A 21,066-nucleotide genomic window follows, 5' to 3' on the forward strand; every position below is an offset into this window, starting at 1 on the left:
TTCGCCGGTGCCCTTTGGCCAGTCCATCGGAGCGCGCGTGCCGATCGGTCGGCGAACCCCTCGGTGACGGTCAGGAGCGGTGTCCCCACAAATGGCCTAAAGTTCGGCAAGGGCCCGCACGGGGCAGCGCCTCCCGGCCACCGCGGCGCTTCGTGGGCGGGCCCCGCCCCCTCCGTCGACGATTCGGGAGCAGTGGTGGGAACAACCTTGGGTGACGTCTGGCAGGAAGTGCTGTCCGTCCAGCCCGAACCGGAGCGGTGGATCATCGTCACGGCCGCGGTCCTGGGCCTGGCGGCCGTCCTGCTGGGGCCGCCGTGGCGGATCGGCCGCAACGTCGTCACGATCGCCCACGAGGGCGGGCACGCCCTGGTCGCACTGCTCAGCGGACGCCAGCTCACCGCGATCCGGCTGCACTCGGACACCTCGGGCGTGACCGTCTCCAGGGGCAGGCCCACCGGTATCGGCATGATCCTGACCGTCTTCGCCGGGTACGTCTCGTCGTCGGTGATCGGGCTGCTGGGCATCCTGATGCTGATGTCCGACCGCATCACCGCGCTGCTGTGGCTGAGCATCGTGGTCCTCGCCGCGATGCTGCTGATGATCCGCAACGTCTACGGCGTGGTGTCGGTCGTGGGCACCGGGGCGGTGGTGTTCGGGGTGAGCTGGTTCACCCCGGCCGAGGTCCAGGCGGCCTTCGCCTACCTGTTCATCTGGTTCCTGCTGTTCGCGGGGATCAGGCCCGTGTTCGAACTCCAGAGGCAGCGGATGCGCCAGCCCTCCCCGCACTCCGACGCCGACCAACTGGCCCGGCTGACCGGTCTGCCGGGCACGCTGTGGGTCGTGGTGTTCGGCCTGGTCAACCTCGCGGTGACGGGCCTGGGCGTCTGGCTGCTGCTCTTCTAGGCGGCCGTCGGCGGGAGGCGGTCAGCGCATCTGCGGCGCGGACAGGGCCTCGGTGACCGTCGTGAAGACGGGGATGCGCGTGTCGAGCGAGGTGACGCGCAGGGTCTGCAGCACCCGGTGGACCGGGGCCGCGATCGCCAGGACGGCCTGCTGCTCCCTGGCGGTCTTGTGCGCGCGGATCAGCACGCGCAGGCCGCTGGAGTCGATGAAGCGCAGGTCGGAGCAGTCCAGGACCACGCGGCCGTGGGGCTGTGTGGTGAGCGCCTCGGTGACCGCGTCCTGGAAGCGGTGCTCGGTGGCCATGTCGATCTCTCCGTTGAGCGCGAGCACCCGCCCGGTGTCGTGCAGCGTGGAGAGGATGGTCAGGTCGGGCATGGCGACTCCGGCGTAGTCGGGCCGGGCCCGAGGGGTCGGCGAGACAGGCCGTACGGCGCTCCATGAGCGCGTGCGGACCGGTGCGTTCTTCGCGTTGCCGCGGTGGCCAAACTGATGGTTCATCAATGTCCTCGTGTGGTTCCCCGGGCTGGGCCGGAGATGAGACGCCCCGTCCACCGAGTGCTCGTGGATCAGGCGCTGCTGCCCCGTCTAACGCCCGGGGCCGGACCGTGGGTTCCGTGGGGCGGCGTGGAACCGCCGCCGCTACTGCGGTGGTGGGCGGCGCGTCGCGGACACGCGCCGTGCGTCGACTCCGGGTCGCGAAGACCTTGTCAGACCGATCAACCCGCGGGAGCGGGCGGTCATTCCCCGGTGGGGTGGCGACCGGCTCCGCGGGGTCGTGCTCGCGGGCGGACCGGCCCTGTCCCGAGGGGTCCGGCGGCACAGCCACGGACTTTACCATAGGGCTGTGGCCGTTTCGTGACGTGAGCGACGCAAGGTCGTGCCCGTGTGGAGTGTCCTGTCGCCGGCACGTGAGGTTCGTATCACATTTTCTGCGCCGATTCAGGTGTTTTCTGATTGTTTGGGGGGTTCTCGGGTCCCTTCTGGAGTGCCCAAGCACACGCTGAAAGTGTGAGCGGTACCGCTACCGTCAGAGCGATCGCCGGGATGGCGATCCCCGAGTCGTTGGCCGCGAACCCCACCAACGCGGTCACCAGCGAACCCGTCAGACCGGCCCGCAGCGTGGGCGCGTCCTCGTAGGCGCGCTGCAGGGCCCCGATCCGCCAGTTGGTCGGCCGATTCAGCACCGCGAACAGGAACAGCAGAGCCCCCGCGGCCAGCAGCGTCAGCTGCCAGTTGCCCAGGGTCCCCAGCATCGCGCCCAGTTTGCGCGCGACGACCGGCCCGGCCTCGCCGCTCAACACCTGGGCGGTGAACTCTCCGAAGTGGCTGCGCTCCCGCGGCGGGCGCAGGTAGTCCATCCACGCCAACAGCGTGATGAGAGTCACGGCCCCCAGTCCGGCCGCGCCCAGGCGCACCGGTGTGACGCGCACCCCGGCGATCATCATGGTCGTCACCGCCAGTCCGGGCACGAGGGCGATGACGCCCCCGAAGTCGGTGCCCAGACCCGGCCACCCGATGATCACCACCGACGCCGCGCCGATCACCAGGGTCGAGGCGACCGCCACCCCGCGCCGGCCACGGGAGATCAACTCGTGGGACACCCCGGCCACCGTCATCAGCATGCCGGTGGCGAACGTGGCGAACGCGATGTTGCCGATGCCGTAGAAGCGGCCGGCCACGATCGGGGAGTAGCCCGTCGGTGAGTTCATCTGCAGGTTGGCTCCGAAGGCCAGGTCGACGAAGAGCACCACCGTGGTCGTGGCCGCCACCACCGTCATGGGCCCCAGGATCGTGCGGCGCCACGGCCCCGCCATGGCCAGGGCCACCACGAGCGCGTCCGCGGTCAGCACGCAGGCGAGCAGGGCCGGGAACGGCTGGGGCGAGGCCCACCACGGGACCAGGTTGGCGAGGTAGCTGGCCACGGGGAAGGAGGCGCCCGCCAGCGCCACCACCCGCGTCACCGTCAGGACCACGGCGCGCTTGACGTGCCGGCCCTTGGCGTAGCGGTGCAGGGAGTAGGCCGCGGCCGCGTAGATGAGGAGCTGGAAGGCGACCAGCCCGCTGAAGAACCCGGGGATGGCCCCGCCGACCACCACCGCCGCGGTGTTGAAGTCCACCAGCCACTGCACGGCCGCCTCCGTGGTCGGCGGCCGTTCGGTCCGGTGCCACACGCGTCCGCCGACGGGTTCGTTCGGGGAGACCCCGGCCCGCGCCAGGAGCGTGGGCGTGGTGTCGGTGAGGGCGACCAGCCCCGGGCGGCGGGTGGAGTCCGAGGCGAGGAACCCGGGTGTGCCGGTCACGTCGCCATCGGTGACCCGCCCGGACGCGGCCACGGTGAGCTCCGAGGGCCCGGTGTCCATGGACACGCCGACGACCATCAGGGACGATCCGGCCGGCAGCAGGTCCACCAGGGACCGCAGCCGGCCGTCGAGGTCGGCCAGCGCCTCCTCGCGGGCCCACGTGGGGACGTCCTCGGGATCGGGCTCGTTCGCCTCGGCCTCCTCGGTGGCCTCCGCGTCGGCGGGGTGCGGCGGATCCGGGTAGAGCCGGGTCAGGTCCGGCAGCTCCACGGCGGCCAGCGTCACGCCGGACAGCCGATCGCGGGTCAGGTCGTGGACCGAACCGAGGTAGTGGTCGACCCGCCCGGACCTGTCGGCGACCCCCAGGGCGGCACCGGGGCCGACCGCCAGCGTGGTGCCGCCGGCGTCGCGCACGCTCTGGCCGAGCAGGCCCACCGGGGCCTGGAAGACCGATTCCCGGTTGGGGGCGGCGTAGGCCCCGTGCTCCTCCAGGACCGCGCCGGAGCCGTCGCGCACGGGCTCCGGCACGGCCTCGCACACAGTGAAGCTCTCCCGCAGGGACAGGGCGCGCTCCCCGGCCGACACCGTCAGCCAGCCGTCGGTGGGGCAGGTGCGGGAGGTCGCGGTGCGGATCGAGACGTTGCCGATGGCGGTCCCGGCCGCCATGTCCCACAGCGTCGGCGTGTTCTCGGGCGTCACGTCCCTCCACAGCAACCCGGGCACGCCCACGAGCACCGTCGGGGCGGAGTCCTCGGGAGGGGCGCCCGGCGCGCGGGCGGTCTCGGGCGCCGCGGGGGCGGCGCTCAGCAGGATGGTCGCCAGTACCAGGACGACCAGGGCCGAGACCGTACGGCCCACGGTCGCCGGGCTGAGTGGCATGGCGCAACCTCCTCGGGTTCGGAGGGTGATCACCCTAGTGAGGACCCCCACCCCGGCGGTGGACGCCACGCGCCGGGCCTCCCTCCCGGTCCAGGACGCGGTCCGCGGACACCCGACCCGCCGGGCCACGCCCGGCGGCACCCTCGCCTCACGCGCTCCCGCCGCCGCGGTCAGTGCAGCCGGTCCGGCACACCCCAGTCCTTCAGGGTCGCGCGCGGATCGGGCAGGGGGCGCCCCCGCGTGACGCCGCCGGGCGTGCGGTCGAAGCGCGGGGCCGGTCCGGGCACGAGACGGCCGTCCTCGTCCGTGACGGTCCCGCGGGCGCGGACGTGGGGGTGTTCCGGGGCCTCTCCCGGTGCCAGGACCGCCGTCACGCAGGCGTCCTGTCCCTCGAACACCGCGGCCCACTCATCGCGGGTGCGGGTGCGCAGCACCTCGGCGAACCGCGCCCGCAGCCGGGGCCAGCCGTCGCGGTCCCACTGGCCGGGGAGGTCCTCGCCGTCCAGGCCTGCGCCGGACAGGAAGGCGGCGTAGAACTGCGGTTCGATGCAGCCGACGGCCACGTGGCGGCCGTCGGAGCACTCGTAGACGTCGTACCAGGGCGCCCCGGTGTCGAGGTAGTTGGTGCCGCGCTCGTCGGTCCACGCCCCGCGGGCGCGGTCCTCGTAGACCATCGACATCAGCAGGGCGCTGCCGTCGACCATGGCGGCGTCGACGACCTGTCCGCGGCCGGAGCCCTGGCGCTCGACCAGGGCGGCGAGCGCCCCGGTGACGGCGAACATGGTGCCCCCGCCGAAGTCGCCCAGGAGGTTGACCGGGGGAACGGGCGGGCCGCCCTCGCGGCCGATCGAGTGCAGCGCGCCGTTGACGGAGACGTAGTTCATGTCGTGCCCGGCGGTGCGGGCGAGCGGGCCGTCCTGCCCCCAGCCGGTCACACGCGTGTAGACCAGGCGCGGATTGAGGTCGAGGCACGTGTCGGGGCCGAGCCCGAGGCGCTCCATCACGCCGGGGCGGAAGCCCTCCACCAGGACGTCCGCACGGGCGACGAGGTCGCGGGCCAGGGCCAGGCCCTCGTCCGACTTGAGGTCGGCGCCCAGGACGGTGCGCCCCTCGCTCATGTGGGGCCCGGCGGTGCCGGCGGTCATGGCCTCGGCCGCCGCCGGCCGGTCCAGGCGGATGACGCTGGCGCCGAGGTCGGCGAAGAGCATGCCGGCCATCGGTGCCGGGCCGATCCCGGTGAACTCGACGACGCGGATGCCGTGCAGGGGTCCCATGGGTGGCCTCCAGTGGGGGCGGTGGTGCGAGCGTGCGGGTCTGCCGTCGGCGGACGACCACGCTCATGCTAGAACGCCGTTCGGTCCGAGGGAACGGCGCCGTCGCGCGCGTTCCAGCCCGAAACGCCACAAGAAATGCGAAAGGGAATCATCGCCCAACGGTTTTTCGGTCAAGGTCAAAAAGCCATTCAAGAATGAGTGTTAATGTGTCCGTGCTCGCTGGTCCGATCGCGCCCCCTGCCCGCGCCACCCCGCCGAGGCACCACCGCCACCAGCGAGGACGACCCACGGAAACACGCGCCGAGAAGGGCGAGACCGTCATGCCCCGTACCCAGAGGAAGCGTTTTCGGCGCAGGCGCGCCGGACGCCGCATTCCCCTCCCGATGCCCGTCCTGGCCGCCACCGTCGCCGGGGTCCTGGCCGCGACCGCCGGAGGGACCGCCTTCGCCATGGACAAGGGCGTCGTCCTCGACGCCAACGGCGACGAGCGGACCGTGCACACCTTCGGCGGAACCGTCGCCGACGTCCTGGACGCCGCGGGCATCGACCCCGCGGAGGGGGACGTCGTCGCGCCGCCCCCGGACACGCCCGTCGGCGACGGCGACCACGTCCTCGTCCGGTCCCCCCGCGACCTCACCGTCGAACTCGACGGGCACGAGCTCTCCCACAGCGTCATCGCCGCCGACCTCGGCGAGGCCCTGCACCAGATCGGCCTCGACCCCGAGTCGGTGGAGCTCTCCGCGCCCCGGAGCACCGCCATCCCGGACGAGGGGCTCTCGGTGTCCGCCGAACGCGCCCCGCGCATGGTCGTCCTGTACGACACCGTCCGCACCGAGACCCGCACCACCGGCGCGACCGTCGCGGACGTCCTCGACGCCGCCGGGGTCACACCGGGCGAGCACGACGTCGTCACCCCCGGGCCGGACGAGCCCGCCGTGCCCGACATGGTCGTCGAGGTCCTGCCCGTGCTCACCGCACCGGAGACCGAAGAGGTCGTCATCGAGGCCGAGACCGTGGAGCGCGACGACCCCGACCTGCTCCAGGGGGAGCGCGAGGTGGTCACCGAACCCGAGGACGGACTCAAGGAGGTCGTCACCGCCACCGTCCTGCGCGACGGCGAGGAGGTCGAGCACCGGCTGTCGGAGGAGATCGTCACCGAACCCGTCGACGGGCTCGTCAAGGTCGGAGCCAAGGCGCCAGAGAGCGGCTCACCGCCGGTCGGCGGCGGAGACGCCGCGGGACTCAACTGGTCCGCCCTCGCCGAATGCGAGTCGGGCGGCGACCCCACCGCGGTCAACTCCGCCGGCGGCTACTACGGCCTCTACCAGTTCAGCACCGCGAGCTGGCGGTCGGTCGGCGGCACCGGCCTGCCGTCGGAGGCCGGCGCGGGCGAGCAGACCCAGCGGGCCCAGCAGCTCTACAACGCCGTGGGAGGCAACTGGCAGAGCCAGTGGCCCCACTGCGGCGCCCGCCTGTTCGACTGAACCGGGACCCGCACCCGTCCACCCACGGGCACCCCTCCGCGGGCACGCCCCGGAGGGGTCGCTCGGTGATGGCAAGATGTGTAGGTGACACAGACACCCGCCAACGACCCCGCCGACCGGTCCCGCCTGCTCACCCCCGCCGACGTGCGCGAGCTGGCCGGACGCCTCGGAATCCGGCCCACCAAGACCCTGGGCCAGAACTTCGTCATCGACCACGGCACGGTCCGGCGGATCGTCAGGGTCGCGGGCGTCACCGACGACGACGTCGTGGTGGAAGTCGGTCCCGGACTCGGCTCGCTCACCCTGGCCCTGCTCCCGCACGTACGCCACGTGACCGCGATCGAGATCGACCCGGCCCTGGCCGAAGCCCTGGCGGGCACCGTCGCCGAGCACGCCCCCGAGCTCACCGACCGGCTCACGGTCGTCCCCGGCGACGCCATGCGCATCGCCGGACTCCCCGGCCCCGCCCCCACGGCGCTGGTCGCCAACCTGCCCTACAACGTCTCCGTGCCCGTCCTGCTGCACCTGCTCGAACTCCTGCCGTCGCTGCGGCGCGTGCTCGTCATGGTCCAGTCCGAGGTGGCCGACCGGATCACCGCCACCCCCGGCGGCCGGATCTACGGCGTCCCCTCCGCCAAGGTCGCCTGGTACGCGCGGGCACGCCGGGCGGGCGCGGTCGGCCGCAGCGTGTTCTGGCCGGCGCCCAATGTCGACTCAGGGCTCGTCGAACTGGTCCGCCGCCCCGAACCCGACACCAAGGCCCCCCGCCAGGAGGTCTTCGCGGTGATCGACGCCGCCTTCGCCCAGCGCCGCAAGACACTGCGCGCGGCCCTGGCCGGCTGGGCGGGCTCGGCTCCCGCCGCGGAGACCGCGCTGCGCGCCGCCGGGGTCGACCCCTCCGCCCGCGGGGAGTCCCTGGGCATCGAGGAGTTCGCCGCCATCGCCGAACACCGGCCGGCGCGCCAAGCGGAGTGACCTGACGCGCCGGAGGGAGGGCCCGGCCGCGGACACCGGCGGACGAGCCGCCGGGGGCGGCCCGGACGAAGGGCTCAGCGGGGGGCGGACCCGTGCCCGGGCACCTCCCCGTCGTGCCGGTTCGACCTGCGGGAGCGGGCCAGCGCCCGCGCCACCCCGGCCACCCCCAGGCCCACGGCGAGCACGGGCAGGACCCACGCGACGTTGAAGTCCCAGCCGCCGGACCCACGCACCGCGAACGCCACCGCCAGGCCGATGAACAACACCGCGGCGACCAGCGAACCCCAGTCAGTCCTACGCCTCGCCATGCTGTACCTCCACAACCCCGAAACCCATGTCGGCGCTGATCCTGATCGTCGGTGGCGCGGCCCCGTCGCCGCCCCCGCTGCTCCCGCCGTCCTCGCTCTCCGTGCCGGTCGGCACCGGCTCGATCACGGACTCGTCCTCGATGCCGGGGCCGATCACGTGGGTCTCCTTGCTCTCCGGGTCGAGGTCCACCGCCCCGAACCCGATCCGCGACGTCAACTCGACCCGGACGTCGTCGGGCACGGCGACCTCCGTGACACCCACGCCCACGCGCACGTCCACGTCGGCGGACTCCCCGGGCTCCAGATCCGTCAGCCCGGTCAGGTCCAGGAACCCGCCGCCGACGGTCACCCGGTGGTCACCCGCCTCCAGTTCGGCGACCGTGGTCGGATCCCAGGAGTAACCGCCGACCCGGACCCGCGTCAGATCGGTCATCGACGCGGCCGTCAGCGCCAGGGCGACCGTCAGTCCCAGGAACATCAGCCCGGACGGATTGCCGACCCACGTCCCGACCAGGGAGTAGAGCCCGATCACGGCGAGGGCGGCGGCGAGGAAGTACACTCCGCTCTCCGGACCGAACAGCAGCCTGGCCGTGTCCGCGCTCCACAGGGAGGAGCCCCAGCCGTACACCGAGATCGGCACGGCGATCGCCATGGCGACGACCGTCCACAGGGCGAGCGTGCCCAACGGAGCGCCGCAGCGCCGCCGCTTGCCCCTCCCGTTCTTCGTCGGCGCACCGCCGGGGCCCCCGTACGCGTCAGGGCCACCCTCGTCCTCGTCCTCATGGCTGCTCGGCGCCCCGCCGGGCCGGGAGGTGCGCTCGGAGACCACGGCCAGGTCCACCGGGCCGTGCGGCGCGGTCGCCCACGGCTGCGCCGGGTTGTAGTACGCCGCGGCCGGCTCCGGCGACGCGGGCGTCGGCGGCGGAGCGTGCGTGCGCAGGTCCTCGCGCAGGCCCGTGAACGATCCCCGCAGGTCGATGCCCCGGTTGCGCGCGGCCAGCACCCCCAGCACCAGGGGTACCGCCAGCAGCAGGGTTCCCCAGCTGAAGCCGCCCAACAGGCTGAACGCCGTCATGACGGCCAGACCCACCGCGAGCAGCTTCACGATCGCCCGGGACGGGATGCCGCGGTCGAGCATCTGCTCGATGGTCGCGGGACCGCCCTGGGAGTCCCGCATCAGCATCCACGCGGCGACGTACAGCAGAAGTCCCGCGCCGCCGGCGAACGCGGTCAGCACGAAGCCGGTCCGCCACACGACCGGGTCGATGTCCGTGTACCGGCCCAGCCCGCCGCACACACCCGCCAGCACACGGTCGTCGGACTTGCGGAGTTCACGCCCGGGCGCCGCCCCGGGCGCCCCGCCCTCCGCTCCGGTCCCCGAAGCGCCGGGCGTCTCCGGCGGAGGGGCGCCCTCGCCCGCCCCGGCAGGCGACGGTGTGTCCGTCATCGTCATTCACCGCACTTTCCTCGACACGACCATGGTCACCCGAAAGCGCCGGTCAGGGGAATCCGGGACGACCCTGACCACACCCTGACCGGGACCAGGGCACGACCAGGGACGCGCCCCCGATGCCCGTCGGGGGGACCAGAGGGCATGCTGGAGACACCAAGGAACGGAAGAGAGCGGTGATCAGCCGGTGGCAGCAACGGCCCCGGACACCCCGCGGCTGACCCGCGCGGTGGACGGCAGACTCCTCCTCGGCGTCGCGTCGGGCCTGGCCAGGCACCTGGGCGTCGACCCCCTGGTCGTGCGCCTCGCCTTCATGTGCCTGTCGATCGGCGGTATGGGCATCGCCGTCTACATCGCCCTGTACTTCTTCGTCCCCAACGAGCCGACGAAACAGGACACGGCGACCCTCGACGACCCCACCGCGCGCAAGGGCCGCGACGTGTCGCAACTGGTCGCCTACACCGGCCTCGCCGCCGGGCTGGGAACCCTGTTCCTGCTCTTCGGCGGCGTGTTCGACCCCCTGCTGTGGTTCGTGGTCTTCGGCGCCCTGGGCGCCGCCATCCTGTGGCAGCAGGCCAACCCCGCCCAGCGCGACGAGTGGATGTCGAGCACGGTCCACCGCGTCGGCGGCAAGGGCCTGATGCGCGCCGGCGCCGGAGTCCTCCTCATCGTCGTCGGCGTCATCGGCTTCCTGGCCTTCCAACAGCAGCTCCAGGACGCCCGCGCCGGCCTGACCTTCGCCTTCACCCTCATCGCGGGCGTGTCCCTGGTCGTCGCGCCGTGGATCATCGGCCTCATCCGCGACCGCGACCTGGAACGGCGCGAACGCATCCGCAACGCCGAGCGCGCCGAACTCGCCGCGCACATCCACGACTCCGTCCTGCACACCCTGACCCTGATCCAGCGCCGTGCCGAGGACCCGCGCGAGGTGCAGCGGCTCGCCCGCGTCCAGGAGCGCGCCCTGCGCACCTGGCTCTACCGGCGGCCGGCCGACGCCGACACCACCGTCTCGCCCGCACTCGAACGCGTGGCGGCCGAGGTGGAGGAGGAGCACGGCGTCCCCATCGAGGTCGTGTGCGTGGGCGACTGCCCCATGGACGACTCCCTGGGCGCGGTCCTGCGGGCGGCCCGCGAGGCCATGGTCAACGCCGCCAAGTACGCCGAGACCTCCTCGATCTCGGTGTTCGGCGAGGTCGAGCCGGAGGAGGTACTGGTGTTCGTCCGCGACCGCGGCGCCGGGTTCGACCTGGAGTCCGTCCCGGAGGACCGGATGGGCGTGCGCGGCTCCATCCTCGGCCGTATGGACCGCCACGGCGGCTCGGCGCGCATCCGCACCGCCCCCGGCGAGGGCACGGAGGTCCAGTTGCGCATGCCCCGTGCCCCGGAGTCCTGAGCCGTCCGGGGAGCGCCCGCACCGGTCTGCGGTGGTTCGGTCGGCACTGACCGAAGACCCCGGAAACGGTAGAGTCACCGGTGTGGGAGACGAGAGCACGACCTTCAGCGACGGAGACGCGGTACCCCGCGTCGTGATCGTGGACGACCACCGGCTGTTCCGCAGCGGCGTCCGCGGTGAGCTCGGCGACGCGGTCGAGGTGGTCGGCGAGGCCGACGACGTCGACAGCGCGGTGCACGTCATCGGTGAACAGCGCCCCGACCTGGTCCTGCTCGACGTCCACCTTCCCGGCGGCGGGGGCGTGGAGGTGCTGCGCCGCGTCCTGGCACAGCACCCGCAGATCCGCTTCCTGGCGCTGTCGGTGTCCGACGCCGCCGAGGACGTCATCGGCGTGGTGCGCGGCGGCGCGCGCGGTTACGTCACCAAGACCATCTCCGGCACGGAGCTCGCGCGGGCCATCGTCCGCGTCGCCGACGGCGACGCGGTGTTCTCGCCCCGCCTGGCGGGGTTCGTGCTCGACGCCTTCTCCGCCACCGACGCCCCGCCGGTCGACCCCGAACTGGACCGCCTCACCCAGCGCGAGCGCGAGGTGCTGCGACACATCGCCCGCGGCTACGCGTACAAGGAAGTGGCCAAGGAGCTGTTCATCTCCGTCAAGACGGTGGAGACGCACGTGTCCTCGGTTCTGCGCAAGCTCCAGTTGTCCAACCGCCACGAGCTCAGCCGCTGGGCGACCGCCCGCCGCCTGGTCTGACGCTCCCGGAACACGCCCTAGCGCAGGGCGTCGAGCATCCGACCCAGGAACTCGGCCTCCGCCACACCGGTGATGACCCGGGCCGGGCGGCGCTCGTCGCGCGCCGGGCGCGGACGCAGGTCGGCGACGGTCATGCCGCGGGTCAGGCCTCCGGCGAGCTCCACGCGCAGCGGCGCCTCGTACGCACCGGTCACCAGGTGCGGGTCGACGAGGACGGCGGCGGCCAGGGGGTCGTGCATCGCGCACTGGCGGACCCCGAAGAGCCCGGCGTAGAAGTCCGAGTAGAAGTCCAGGAAGGCCGAGGTGCGCTCGGCGCGCTCGCCCGGAACCTCCTTCAGCCTCGCCAACCACTCCGGCGTGGCCACGGTCTCCATGGTGATGTCCAGCGCCACCAGGTCGAGGTCGAACCCGGCCGCGAACACGGCCTCCGCGGCCTCGGGGTCGTTGTTGATGTTGGCCTCGGCGTGCGAGGTGACGTTGCCCGGCGCCCTGACGGCGCCGCCCATGACGACGAGGCGGCGTACCAGGCGCGGCAGCTCCGGCTCCAGGCCCAGCGCGATCGCGAGGTTGGTCAGCGGGCCCACCGCGAGCACGTCGATCTCGCCCGGGTTGGCGCGCACCAGGTTCAGCAGCAGTTCGGCGGCCGACTCGCGAACGGGCTTGCCCGAGGGCGCGGGCAGCTCGACGTCGCCCAGCCCGTTGCCGCCGTGGACGTGCTCGGCCAGGCGGGGCTCCTGCACCAGCGGGCGGTCGGCGCCGACGGCGACCGGGACGTCCGGGCGCCCGTACAGGTCGAGCAACCGCAGGGCGTTGTCCGCCGTGACGTCGACGCTGTTGTTGCCGAACACCGCACCGACACCGGCGATCTCCACGTCGCCGCGGGCGGCGAGGTAGGCGAGGGCGACGGCGTCGTCGATCCCCGGGTCGCAGTCAACGAACACGCGCATGGACAAGGAAGCTCCCCCGAAAGACGGCACGGCCCCGGACCGGGGCCTTGATACCCACCAGGGTAGGCGCCCGATTCGCCCTGTTGTGACCGCTCGGACGGACCCCGTACGGCTACGGCGTCGGCGCCCGTCCGACGTCGCCCGTAACCTGTAACGGTGTCCTCCCAAGAGCAGCTTCTCGAAGGTCTGAACGGTCCCCAGCGCGACGCCGTCACCCACAGTGGCGCACCGCTCCTGATCGTGGCGGGTGCCGGGTCGGGCAAGACCCGCGTCCTCACCCACCGCATCGCCTACCTCATGGCCGAACGCGGTGTGCGCCCCGGCGAGATCCTCGCCATCACCTTCACGAACAAGGCCGCGGCCGAGATGAAGGAGCGCATCGAGGCCCTGCTCGGGACCCGCGCCGCGAACACCATGTGGACCATGACCTTCCACTCCGCGTGTGTGCGCGTGCTGCGCAGGGAGGGCCACCGGCTCGGCTATCCGAGCAGCTTCACGATCTACGACTCCAACGACTCCGCGCGCCTGATGCAGCTGGTGTGCAAGGAGATGGACCTGGACCCCAAGCGGTTCCCGCCCAAGGCGTTCTCCGCGCAGGTGTCCAACCTCAAGAACGAGCTGGTCGACTACGACACGTTCGCCGAGCAGGCCCAGACCGAGCAGGAGAAGAAGCTCGCCGAGGCCTACCAGCTCTACCAGCGCCGCCTGCACGAGGCCGGCGCGATGGACTTCGACGACCTGATCATGATCACGGTCAACCTGTTCCAGATGTTCCCGGACGTCGTCGAGCACTACCGGCGGCGGTTCCGACACGTCATGGTCGACGAGTACCAGGACACCAACCACGCCCAGTACGTGTTCGTCCGCGAACTGGTGGGCGCGGCCGAGGACTCCGACACCAGCGTCGTCCCGCCCGCCGAGCTGTGCGTGGTGGGCGACGCCGACCAGTCGATCTACGCCTTCCGTGGCGCCACCATCCGCAACATCCTGGAGTTCGAGCGCGACTTCCCCGACGCGCGCACGATCCTGCTGGAGCAGAACTACCGCTCCACCCAGAACATCCTGTCGGCGGCCAACGCCGTGATCGACCGCAACGAGGGCCGCCCGGCCAAGAGCCTGTGGTCGGAGCAGGGCGAGGGGCCCGCGATCACCGGCTACGTCGCCGACAACGAGCACGACGAGGCCGCGTTCGTGGTGGGGGAGATCGACCGCCTCACCGACGACGGGACACTCCGTCCCGGCCAGGTGGCGGTGTTCTACCGGACCAACGCGCAGTCCCGGGTGTTCGAGGACGTGTTCATCCGGACCGGGCTCCCGTACAAGATCGTCGGGGGCGTGCGCTTCTACGAGCGCAAGGAGATCCGCGACATCCTCGCCTACCTGCGGGTGCTGGCCAACCCCGAGGACACGGTCAGCCTGCGCCGCATCCTCAACGTGCCCAAGCGCGGCATCGGCGCGCGGGCCGAGGAGGCAGTGGAGCTCTTCGCCGCCCGGGAGCGGATCACGTTCTCCCAGGCACTGCGCCGGGTGGACGAGGCGCCCGGTATCGCCACCCGCTCGGCCAAGGCGATCCAGTCCTTCGTGGCGCTGCTGGAGGAACTCGGCGAGATGGTGCCGACCGGCACGCCGGCCGAGATCGTCGAGGCGGTGCTGAGCAAGACCGGGTACCTGTCCGAGCTCGCCGAGTCCAAGGACCTCCAGGACGAGAGCCGGGTGGAGAACCTGGAGGAGTTCGTGGACGTGGCGCGGGAGTTCGAGCACACCTTCGCGACACTGCTGGAGGAGGAGCCCTCCGACGAGGAGGACGGCGAGGCCGGCGCGGGCGGGGAGTCCGGCGGGGCCGGATCGGCGCTCGACCCGGGCGATCCGACGCTCGTCGACTTCCTGGAGCGCATCGCCCTGGTCGCCGACACCGACCAGATCCCCGACGCGGACGACGAGGGCGGGGTGGTCACGCTGATGACGCTGCACGCGGCCAAGGGGCTGGAGTTCCCGGCGGTGTTCCTGACCGGCCTGGAGGACGGGGTCTTCCCGCACACCCGGACGCTGGGGGACAAGACGGAGCTGGAGGAGGAGCGGCGGCTGGCCTACGTCGGCATCACGCGTGCCCAGAAACTGCTCTACCTGAGCCGGGCCGCCGTGCGCAGTGCCTGGGGGACTCCGTCCTACAACCCGGCGTCGCGCTTCCTCGACGAGATCCCCTCCCCGCTGGTGGACTGGCGGCGAGCGGAGTCCACGCTGGCGCCGCCGCCCAGCCGGGGCCTGTCCGGCGGATGGGGCGGCGGGGGATCGGCCACCGGCTTCGGCGGGGGCTTCGGTGGCGGATCGCGTGCGCGCGGGGGCACGGCCAGGCCGACCAAGGAGGCCCCGACGCTGAGCGTGGGCGACCTGGTGAACCACGACTCCTTCGGCATGGGGCGGGTCGAGCTGGTCGAAGGTGCGGGGGACAAGACCAAGGCCCGCATCGACTTCGGTGCCGACATCGGCGAGAAGGACTTCCTGGTGAAGTACGCGCCGATCGAGAAGCTCTGACGGAGCCCCGTACGGCCGGGCCGTGACGTGGATGTTCGTCCCGTGTTGTGCCAGGTGTGTCGGCCACGACACCCGGGAGTTCACCGAAACGCGTCCGATGCACTCCCTCACGGGGGTACAGTTGGTCAAGACCGAGCGAGGCGAACGCGGCTCCACAGGAGCGGCGGGCGTGCCGGTCACTCCCTGAACTTCCAGACCACGACCCCTGGTTCGGCGTGCTCGCACGACCCGACGGTGGGGCGAGGTAGGGGTCCGAGCTTCTGGTCCGAGCACTGATTCGGTTCCGGTAGGCTCGGGGAGCTGCTTCACAAACCAGGCGAATTCGCCGGGCCAACGAAGCAGAACGGGCTTTACCCCGATCAATTGCTCCGAAACCGCCGAGTTGGCGGAACACGGAACACCTGATAAAGTAAAGACACAACGAAGCGGAAACGCAGACAGCCTTCCACGGAAGAGCGAACGAACCGAGAGGTTCGCAGCTTGTACGGGATGAGCGGTTGTTTCTTGAGAACTCAACAGCGCGTGTTTGATTTTCTTTAAGCCATGTTTGTTTTGGCCCCGTCACACTTCGGTGTGAAGGGTTCCTTTGATTGACCATCGGAAGATGGTCGGTCAGGATTACTTCTAGGTTTACCCGCCCAGGCCCCGTTCACGGTGGCCGGGACAGGGTTGTATGACCTTTATGGAGAGTTTGATCCTGGCTCAGGACGAACGCTGGCGGCGTGCTTAACACATGCAAGTCGAGCGGTAAGGCCCTTCGGGGTACACGAGCGGCGAACGGGTGAGTAACACGTGAGCAACCTGCCCCCGACTCCGGGATAAGCGGTGGAAACGCCGTCTAATACCGGATACGACCGGCCACCTCATGGCGGCCGGTGGAAAGTTTTCTCGGTTGGGGATGGGCTCGCGGCCTATCAGCTAGTTGGTGGGGTAAAGGCCTACCAAGGCGATTACGGGTAGCCGGCCTGAGAGGGCGACCGGCCACACTGGGACTGAGACACGGCCCAGACTCCTGCGGGAGGCAGCAGTGGGGAATATTGCGCAATGGGCGAAAGCCTGACGCAGCGACGCCGCGTGGGGGATGACGGCCTTCGGGTTGTAAACCTCTTTTACCACCAACGCAGGCTCCCAGTTCTCTGGGGGTTGACGGTAGGTGGGGAATAAGGACCGGCTAACTACGTGCCAGCAGCCGCGGTAATACGTAGGGTCCGAGCGTTGTCCGGAATTATTGGGCGTAAAGAGCTCGTAGGCGGCGTGTCGCGTCTGCTGTGAAAGACCGGGGCTTAACTCCGGTTCTGCAGTGGATACGGGCATGCTAGAGGTAGGTAGGGGAGACTGGAATTCCTGGTGTAGCGGTGAAATGCGCAGATATCAGGAGGAACACCGGTGGCGAAGGCGGGTCTCTGGGCCTTACCTGACGCTGAGGAGCGAAAGCATGGGGAGCGAACAGGATTAGATACCCTGGTAGTCCATGCCGTAAACGTTGGGCGCTAGGTGTGGGGACTTTCCACGGTTTCCGCGCCGTAGCTAACGCATTAAGCGCCCCGCCTGGGGAGTACGGCCGCAAGGCTAAAACTCAAAGGAATTGACGGGGGCCCGCACAAGCGGCGGAGCATGTTGCTTAATTCGACGCAACGCGAAGAACCTTACCAAGGTTTGACATCACCCGTGGACCTGCAGAGATGTGGGGTCATTTAGTTGGTGGGTGACAGGTGGTGCATGGCTGTCGTCAGCTCGTGTCGTGAGATGTTGGGTTAAGTCCCGCAACGAGCGCAACCCTTATTCCATGTTGCCAGCACGTAATGGTGGGGACTCATGGGAGACTGCCGGGGTCAACTCGGAGGAAGGTGGGGACGACGTCAAGTCATCATGCCCCTTATGTCTTGGGCTGCAAACATGCTACAATGGCCGGTACAATGGGCGTGCGATACCGTAAGGTGGAGCGAATCCCTAAAAGCCGGTCTCAGTTCGGATTGGGGTCTGCAACTCGACCCCATGAAGGTGGAGTCGCTAGTAATCGCGGATCAGCAACGCCGCGGTGAATACGTTCCCGGGCCTTGTACACACCGCCCGTCACGTCATGAAAGTCGGCAACACCCGAAACTTGTGGCCTAACCCTTCGGGGAGGGAATGAGTGAAGGTGGGGCTGGCGATTGGGACGAAGTCGTAACAAGGTAGCCGTACCGGAAGGTGCGGCTGGATCACCTCCTTTCTAAGGAGTCTTATTCAGACCAACTCTTTCCTATGGTTGGTCGGACTCGAAAGTGGACCCGGCACCATCCCCTAGCGGATGGGTGGTCGGGAGTGGCTTGAAGAAAACGAACTTCACCTCCAGCGACTAGAAGCGCTGGGGGGCGCGCTGTTGGGTGTCTGAGGAAGCAACCTCTGACCGCCTTGACCCTCAGGGTTGGGCGGTCGAGTTGTCTCCCGCGGACCGCCCCGAAGAACTCTCCGTGTTGTGTTGGAGTGGTATGAGGGCCTGCGGTTGGTGTTTTGATTTGTGAATAGTGTGCGCGAGCATCTTATTATCTGTAGTGGCCAAGTGATAGTGGCACACGGTGGATGCCTTGGCATCAGGCGCCGATGAAGGACGTGGGAGGCCGCGATAGGCCACGGGGAGCTGTCAACCGAGCTTTGATCCGTGGGTGTCCGAATGGGGAAACCTAGCCCGAGTTGTGTCGGGTTGCCGCCACCTGAATGTATAGGGTGGTTGGTGGTGACGCGGGGAAGTGAAACATCTCAGTACCCGTAGGAAGAGTAAACAACAGTGATTCCCCTAGTAGTGGTGAGCGAACGGGGAAGAGGCTAAACCGCATGCGTGTGATAGACGGCAGTCGTTGCGTGTGCGGGGTTGTGGGGCGCATCTGTTCGGGCCTGCCGGCCCGGAGCGCTGATGCCGGAGATAGTTGAATCCGTTGGGAAGCGGTACCGTAGTGGGTGAGAGTCCCGTAGACGAAGTTTCCGGCTAGGTGTTGGTGTGTTCCCGAGTAGCGCGGAGCCCGTGAAATTCCGTGTGAATCTGGCAGGACCACCTGCTAAGCCAAAATACGTCCTGATGACCGATAGTGCACTAGTACCGTGAGGGAAAGGTGAAAAGTGCCCCGGTGAGGGGTCGTGAAATAGTACCTGAAACCGTGTGCTGTCAAGCCGTCAGAGCTGAAGCTTGTCTTTGGTGATGGCGTGCCTTTTGAAGAATGAGCCTGCGAGTCATGGTGTGTGGCGAGGTTAACCCGGGTGGGGTAGCCGTAGGGAAACCGAGTCTGAATAGGGCGATCTGAGTCGCATGCTGTGGACCCGAAGCGGAGTGATCTACCCATGTCCAGGGTGAAGCGGGGGTAAGACCTCGTGGAGGCCCGAACCCACCAGGGTTGAAAACCTGGGGGATGAGGTGTGGGTAGGGGTGAAAGGCCAATCAAACTCCGTGATAGCTGGTTCTCCCCGAAATGCATTTAGGTGCAGCGTCACGTGTTTCTTGCTGGAGGTAGAGCTACTGTTTGGCTGATGGGCCCGACAAGGTTACTGACGTCAGACAAACTCCGAATGCCGGTTAAGTGAAGCGTGGCAGTGAGACTGCGGGGGATAAGCTTCGTAGTCGAGAGGGAAACAGCCCAGATCATCAGCTAAGGCCCCTAAGCGTGTGCTAAGTGGGAAAGGTTGTGGAGTTGCTGAGACAACCAGGAGGTTGGCTTAGAAGCAGCCATCCTTTAAAGAGTGCGTAATAGCTCACTGGTCAAGTGGTTCTGCGCCGATAATGTAGCGGGGCTTAAGTACACCGCCGAAGCTGTGAAGCCCAGGTTCTGCCTGGGTTGGTAGGGGAGCGTCGTGCATCCGGAGAAGCTGCCGAGTGATCGTGTGGTGGAGGGTGTGCGAGTGAGAATGCAGGCATGAGTAGCGAAAGCAACGTGAGAAACGTTGCCGCCGATTGACTAAGGGTTCCTGGGGCAGGTTAATCCGCCCAGGGTGAGTCTGGACCTAAGGCGAGGCCGACAGGCGTAGTCGATGGATAACGGGTTGATATTCCCGTACCCGTGCACGAGCGTCCAGTATCGAGGCGACGGATGCTAACCACGCTGGCTCCTTCTGAGACCTTCGGGTCGAGGTTGGTGGCTGGTCTGGGAACCGATGTTGTAGTAGGTAAGTGATGGGGTGACGCAGGAGGGTAGCTCTACCCGGCGGTGGTTGTCCGGGGGTAAGCGTGTAGGCCGGTGTGTTGGCAAATCCGCACACCGTGTGGCTGAGACGTGATGCCGAGCCGTTTTTGGTGAAGTGAGTGATCCCATGCTGTCGAGAAAAGCCTCTAGCGAGTTCGTGTGTGGCCAGTACCCTAAACCGACGCAGGTGGTCAGGTAGAGAATACCGAGGCGTTCGGGTGAACCATGGTTAAGGAACTCGGCAAATTGTCCCCGTAACTTTGGGAGAAGGGGAGCCCTGTCTGGTGATGGACCTTTGCGTCTTGAGCTGGGTGGGGTCGCAGATAGCGGGGGGAAGCGACTGTTTATTAAAAACACAGGTCCGTGCGAAGTCGTAAGACGCTGTATACGGACTGACGCCTGCCCGGTGCTGGAACGTTAAGAGGACTGGTTAGTGGGTTTCGGCCCGCGAAGCTAGGAATCTAAGCGCCAGTAAACGGCGGTGGTAACTATAACCATCCTAAGGTAGCGAAATTCCTTGTCGGGTAAGTTCCGACCTGCACGAATGGCGTAACGACTTCCCCACTGTCTCAACCATGGGCCCGGTGAAATTGCACTACGAGTAAAGATGCTCGTTTCGCGCAGCAGGACGGAAAGACCCCGGGACCTTCACTATAGCTTGACATTGGTGTTTGGGATGGTTTGTGTAGGATAGGTGGGAGCCTGTGAGACTGTCACGCTAGTGGCGGTGGAGGCGTTGGTGAAATACCACTCTGACTGTTTCGGGCATCTAACTTTGGACCGTGATCCGGTTCGGGGACAGTGTCTGGTGGGTAGTTTAACTGGGGCGGTTGCCTCCCAAAGAGTAACGGAGGCGCCCAAAGGTTCCCTCAGCCTGGTTGGTAATCAGGTGTTGAGTGTAAGTGCACAAGGGAGCTTGACTGTGAGACGGACGTGTCGAGCAGGAGCGAAAGCTGGGACTAGTGATCCGGCACCGGCGTGTGGAAGCGGTGTCGCTCAACGGCTAAAAGGTACCCCGGGGATAACAGGCTGATCTTCCCCAAGAGTCCATATCGACGGGATGGTTTGGCACCTCGATGTCGGCTCGTCGCATCCTGGGGCTGGAGTTGGTCCCAAGGGTTGGGCTGTTCGCCCATTAAAGCGGCACGCGAGCTGGGTTTAGAACGTCGTGAGACAGTTCGGTCCCTATCCGCTGTGCGCGTTGGAGACTTGAGAAGGGCTGTCCCTAGTACGAGAGGACCGGGACGGACGAACCTCTGGTGTGCCAGTTGTCCTGCCAAGGGCATGGCTGGTTGGCTACGTTCGGGAGGGATAACCGCTGAAAGCATCTAAGCGGGAAGCTTGCTTCGAGATGAGGTCTCCTGCCTCCTTTGAGAGGGTAAGGCTCCCTGTAGACGACGGGGTTGATAGGCCGGGTGTGGAAGCCCTGTGAGGGGTGGAGCTGACCGGTACTAATAGGCCGAGGGCTTGTCCGCTGCAGATAATTGGGTGCTCGCGCATATTTTTCACATGATCTACGGTTTTCCCGTTGTGGCTGTGATCCCCTTGCCGGTTGGTGGGGTGTGGGTCGTGGTCGTGGATGGGTGTTGGTTTCCGTGGTGGTTATGGTGGGAGGGTCACACCCGGTCTCATTCCGAACCCGGTCGTTAAGTCTCCTTGCGCTGATGGTACTGCCCTGTGGTGGGGTGGGAGAGTAGGTTGCTGCCACGGTTTTTC

12 protein-coding genes and 3 rRNA genes are annotated in these 21,066 nt (G+C 68.4%); 9 read left to right on the forward strand and 6 right to left on the reverse strand.

Features of this window, described 5'->3' with window-relative positions; genetic code table 11:
- Positions 1 to 207: 207 nt before the first annotated feature.
- Positions 208 to 903: a M50 family metallopeptidase gene (locus M1P99_RS16110; protein WP_304455712.1), complete on the forward strand. Its 696-nt coding sequence runs from the start codon at positions 208 to 210 to the stop codon at positions 901 to 903.
- A gap of 21 nt (positions 904 to 924) precedes the next feature.
- Here the strand turns inward: M1P99_RS16110 and M1P99_RS16115 are convergent, their stop codons facing one another.
- From M1P99_RS16115 to M1P99_RS16125, 3 genes are all read right to left on the reverse strand, one after another.
- Positions 925 to 1,278, reverse strand: a complete 354-nt coding sequence (locus tag M1P99_RS16115; protein WP_304455713.1) for an STAS domain-containing protein — start codon at positions 1,276 to 1,278, stop codon at positions 925 to 927.
- Positions 1,279 to 1,823: 545 nt separating this feature from the next.
- Complete coding sequence (locus M1P99_RS16120) at positions 1,824 to 4,082, reverse strand: hypothetical protein (protein WP_304453444.1); 2,259 nt, start codon at positions 4,080 to 4,082, stop codon at positions 1,824 to 1,826.
- Between the two features lie 170 nt (positions 4,083 to 4,252).
- A complete protein-coding gene (locus tag M1P99_RS16125) occupies positions 4,253 to 5,356 on the reverse strand; it encodes a CaiB/BaiF CoA-transferase family protein (RefSeq protein WP_304453445.1) in 1,104 nt (367 codons plus the stop codon).
- Between the two features lie 383 nt (positions 5,357 to 5,739).
- Between M1P99_RS16125 and M1P99_RS16130 the strand changes: the two genes are divergently transcribed.
- Positions 5,740 to 6,840 carry a resuscitation-promoting factor gene (locus M1P99_RS16130; protein WP_304453446.1) on the forward strand — a complete coding sequence of 367 codons (1,101 nt, stop codon included), beginning with the start codon at positions 5,740 to 5,742 and terminating at the stop codon, positions 6,838 to 6,840.
- 84 nt (positions 6,841 to 6,924) lie between these two features.
- Entirely contained in the window at positions 6,925 to 7,815 is an 891-nt protein-coding gene (gene rsmA / locus M1P99_RS16135; RefSeq protein ID WP_304453447.1) for a 16S rRNA (adenine(1518)-N(6)/adenine(1519)-N(6))-dimethyltransferase RsmA, read from the forward strand.
- 74 nt (positions 7,816 to 7,889) lie between these two features.
- On the opposite strand, the gene M1P99_RS16140 is transcribed toward rsmA, so the two are convergent.
- Together M1P99_RS16140 and M1P99_RS16145 are read right to left on the reverse strand one after the other, a co-directional pair.
- On the reverse strand, positions 7,890 to 8,123 hold the full coding sequence (locus M1P99_RS16140) for a hypothetical protein (protein ID WP_304453448.1): 234 nt from the start codon (positions 8,121 to 8,123) through the stop codon (positions 7,890 to 7,892).
- The gene (locus M1P99_RS16145; RefSeq protein ID WP_304453449.1) at positions 8,110 to 9,576 is read right to left on the reverse strand and encodes a PspC domain-containing protein; all 1,467 of its coding nucleotides are present in this window, start codon (positions 9,574 to 9,576) and stop codon (positions 8,110 to 8,112) included. The genes M1P99_RS16140 and M1P99_RS16145 overlap by 14 nt, the downstream gene beginning before the upstream one ends.
- 184 nt (positions 9,577 to 9,760) lie before the next feature.
- Here M1P99_RS16145 and M1P99_RS16150 point away from each other — a divergent pair, with 184 nt between their 5' ends.
- Together M1P99_RS16150 and M1P99_RS16155 are read left to right on the forward strand one after the other, a co-directional pair.
- A complete protein-coding gene (locus M1P99_RS16150; protein ID WP_304453450.1) occupies positions 9,761 to 10,966 on the forward strand; it encodes an ATP-binding protein in 1,206 nt (401 codons plus the stop codon).
- Positions 10,967 to 11,048: 82 nt separating this feature from the next.
- Positions 11,049 to 11,720 (forward strand): response regulator transcription factor, encoded by a 672-nt coding sequence (locus tag M1P99_RS16155; RefSeq protein WP_304453451.1) that lies wholly within the window; start codon positions 11,049 to 11,051, stop codon positions 11,718 to 11,720.
- 17 nt (positions 11,721 to 11,737) lie between these two features.
- Here M1P99_RS16155 and M1P99_RS16160 read toward each other — a convergent pair whose 3' ends face one another.
- On the reverse strand, positions 11,738 to 12,667 hold the full coding sequence (locus M1P99_RS16160; RefSeq protein ID WP_304453452.1) for a nucleoside hydrolase: 930 nt from the start codon (positions 12,665 to 12,667) through the stop codon (positions 11,738 to 11,740).
- Between the two features lie 156 nt (positions 12,668 to 12,823).
- On the opposite strand from M1P99_RS16160, the gene M1P99_RS16165 reads away from it, so the two are divergent.
- The 4 genes from M1P99_RS16165 (at position 12,824) to rrf (ending at position 21,060) form a co-directional block, all read left to right on the forward strand.
- The gene (locus tag M1P99_RS16165) at positions 12,824 to 15,199 is read left to right on the forward strand and encodes a UvrD-helicase domain-containing protein (RefSeq protein ID WP_304453453.1); all 2,376 of its coding nucleotides are present in this window, start codon (positions 12,824 to 12,826) and stop codon (positions 15,197 to 15,199) included.
- 679 nt (positions 15,200 to 15,878) lie between these two features.
- Positions 15,879 to 17,411, forward strand: a 16S ribosomal RNA gene (locus M1P99_RS16170).
- Between the two features lie 323 nt (positions 17,412 to 17,734).
- Positions 17,735 to 20,826, forward strand: a 23S ribosomal RNA gene (locus M1P99_RS16175).
- Positions 20,827 to 20,944: 118 nt separating this feature from the next.
- Positions 20,945 to 21,060 (forward strand): 5S ribosomal RNA (gene rrf / locus M1P99_RS16180).
- The 16S, 23S and 5S rRNA genes sit together here, the layout of an rRNA operon.
- Positions 21,061 to 21,066: the final 6 nt, after the last annotated feature.

Source organism: Nocardiopsis sp. YSL2, assembly GCF_030555055.1.
Lineage (GTDB): Bacteria > Actinomycetota > Actinomycetes > Streptosporangiales > Streptosporangiaceae > Nocardiopsis.

Bases quoted from the DNA above. Each gene is read 5' to 3' on its own strand.
- M1P99_RS16115 (WP_304455713.1), bottom strand. From the start codon at position 1,278: ATGCCCGACCTGACCATCCTCTCCACGCTGCACGACACCGGGCGGGTG.
- M1P99_RS16120 (WP_304453444.1), bottom strand. From the start codon at position 4,082: ATGCCACTCAGCCCGGCGACCGTGGGCCGTACGGTCTCGGCCCTGGTC.
- M1P99_RS16125 (WP_304453445.1), bottom strand. From the start codon at position 5,356: ATGGGACCCCTGCACGGCATCCGCGTCGTCGAGTTCACCGGGATCGGC.
- M1P99_RS16130 (WP_304453446.1), top strand. From the start codon at position 5,740: ATGCCCGTCCTGGCCGCCACCGTCGCCGGGGTCCTGGCCGCGACCGCC.
- M1P99_RS16140 (WP_304453448.1), bottom strand. From the start codon at position 8,123: ATGGCGAGGCGTAGGACTGACTGGGGTTCGCTGGTCGCCGCGGTGTTG.
- M1P99_RS16145 (WP_304453449.1), bottom strand. From the start codon at position 9,576: ATGACGATGACGGACACACCGTCGCCTGCCGGGGCGGGCGAGGGCGCC.
- M1P99_RS16160 (WP_304453452.1), bottom strand. From the start codon at position 12,667: ATGCGCGTGTTCGTTGACTGCGACCCGGGGATCGACGACGCCGTCGCC.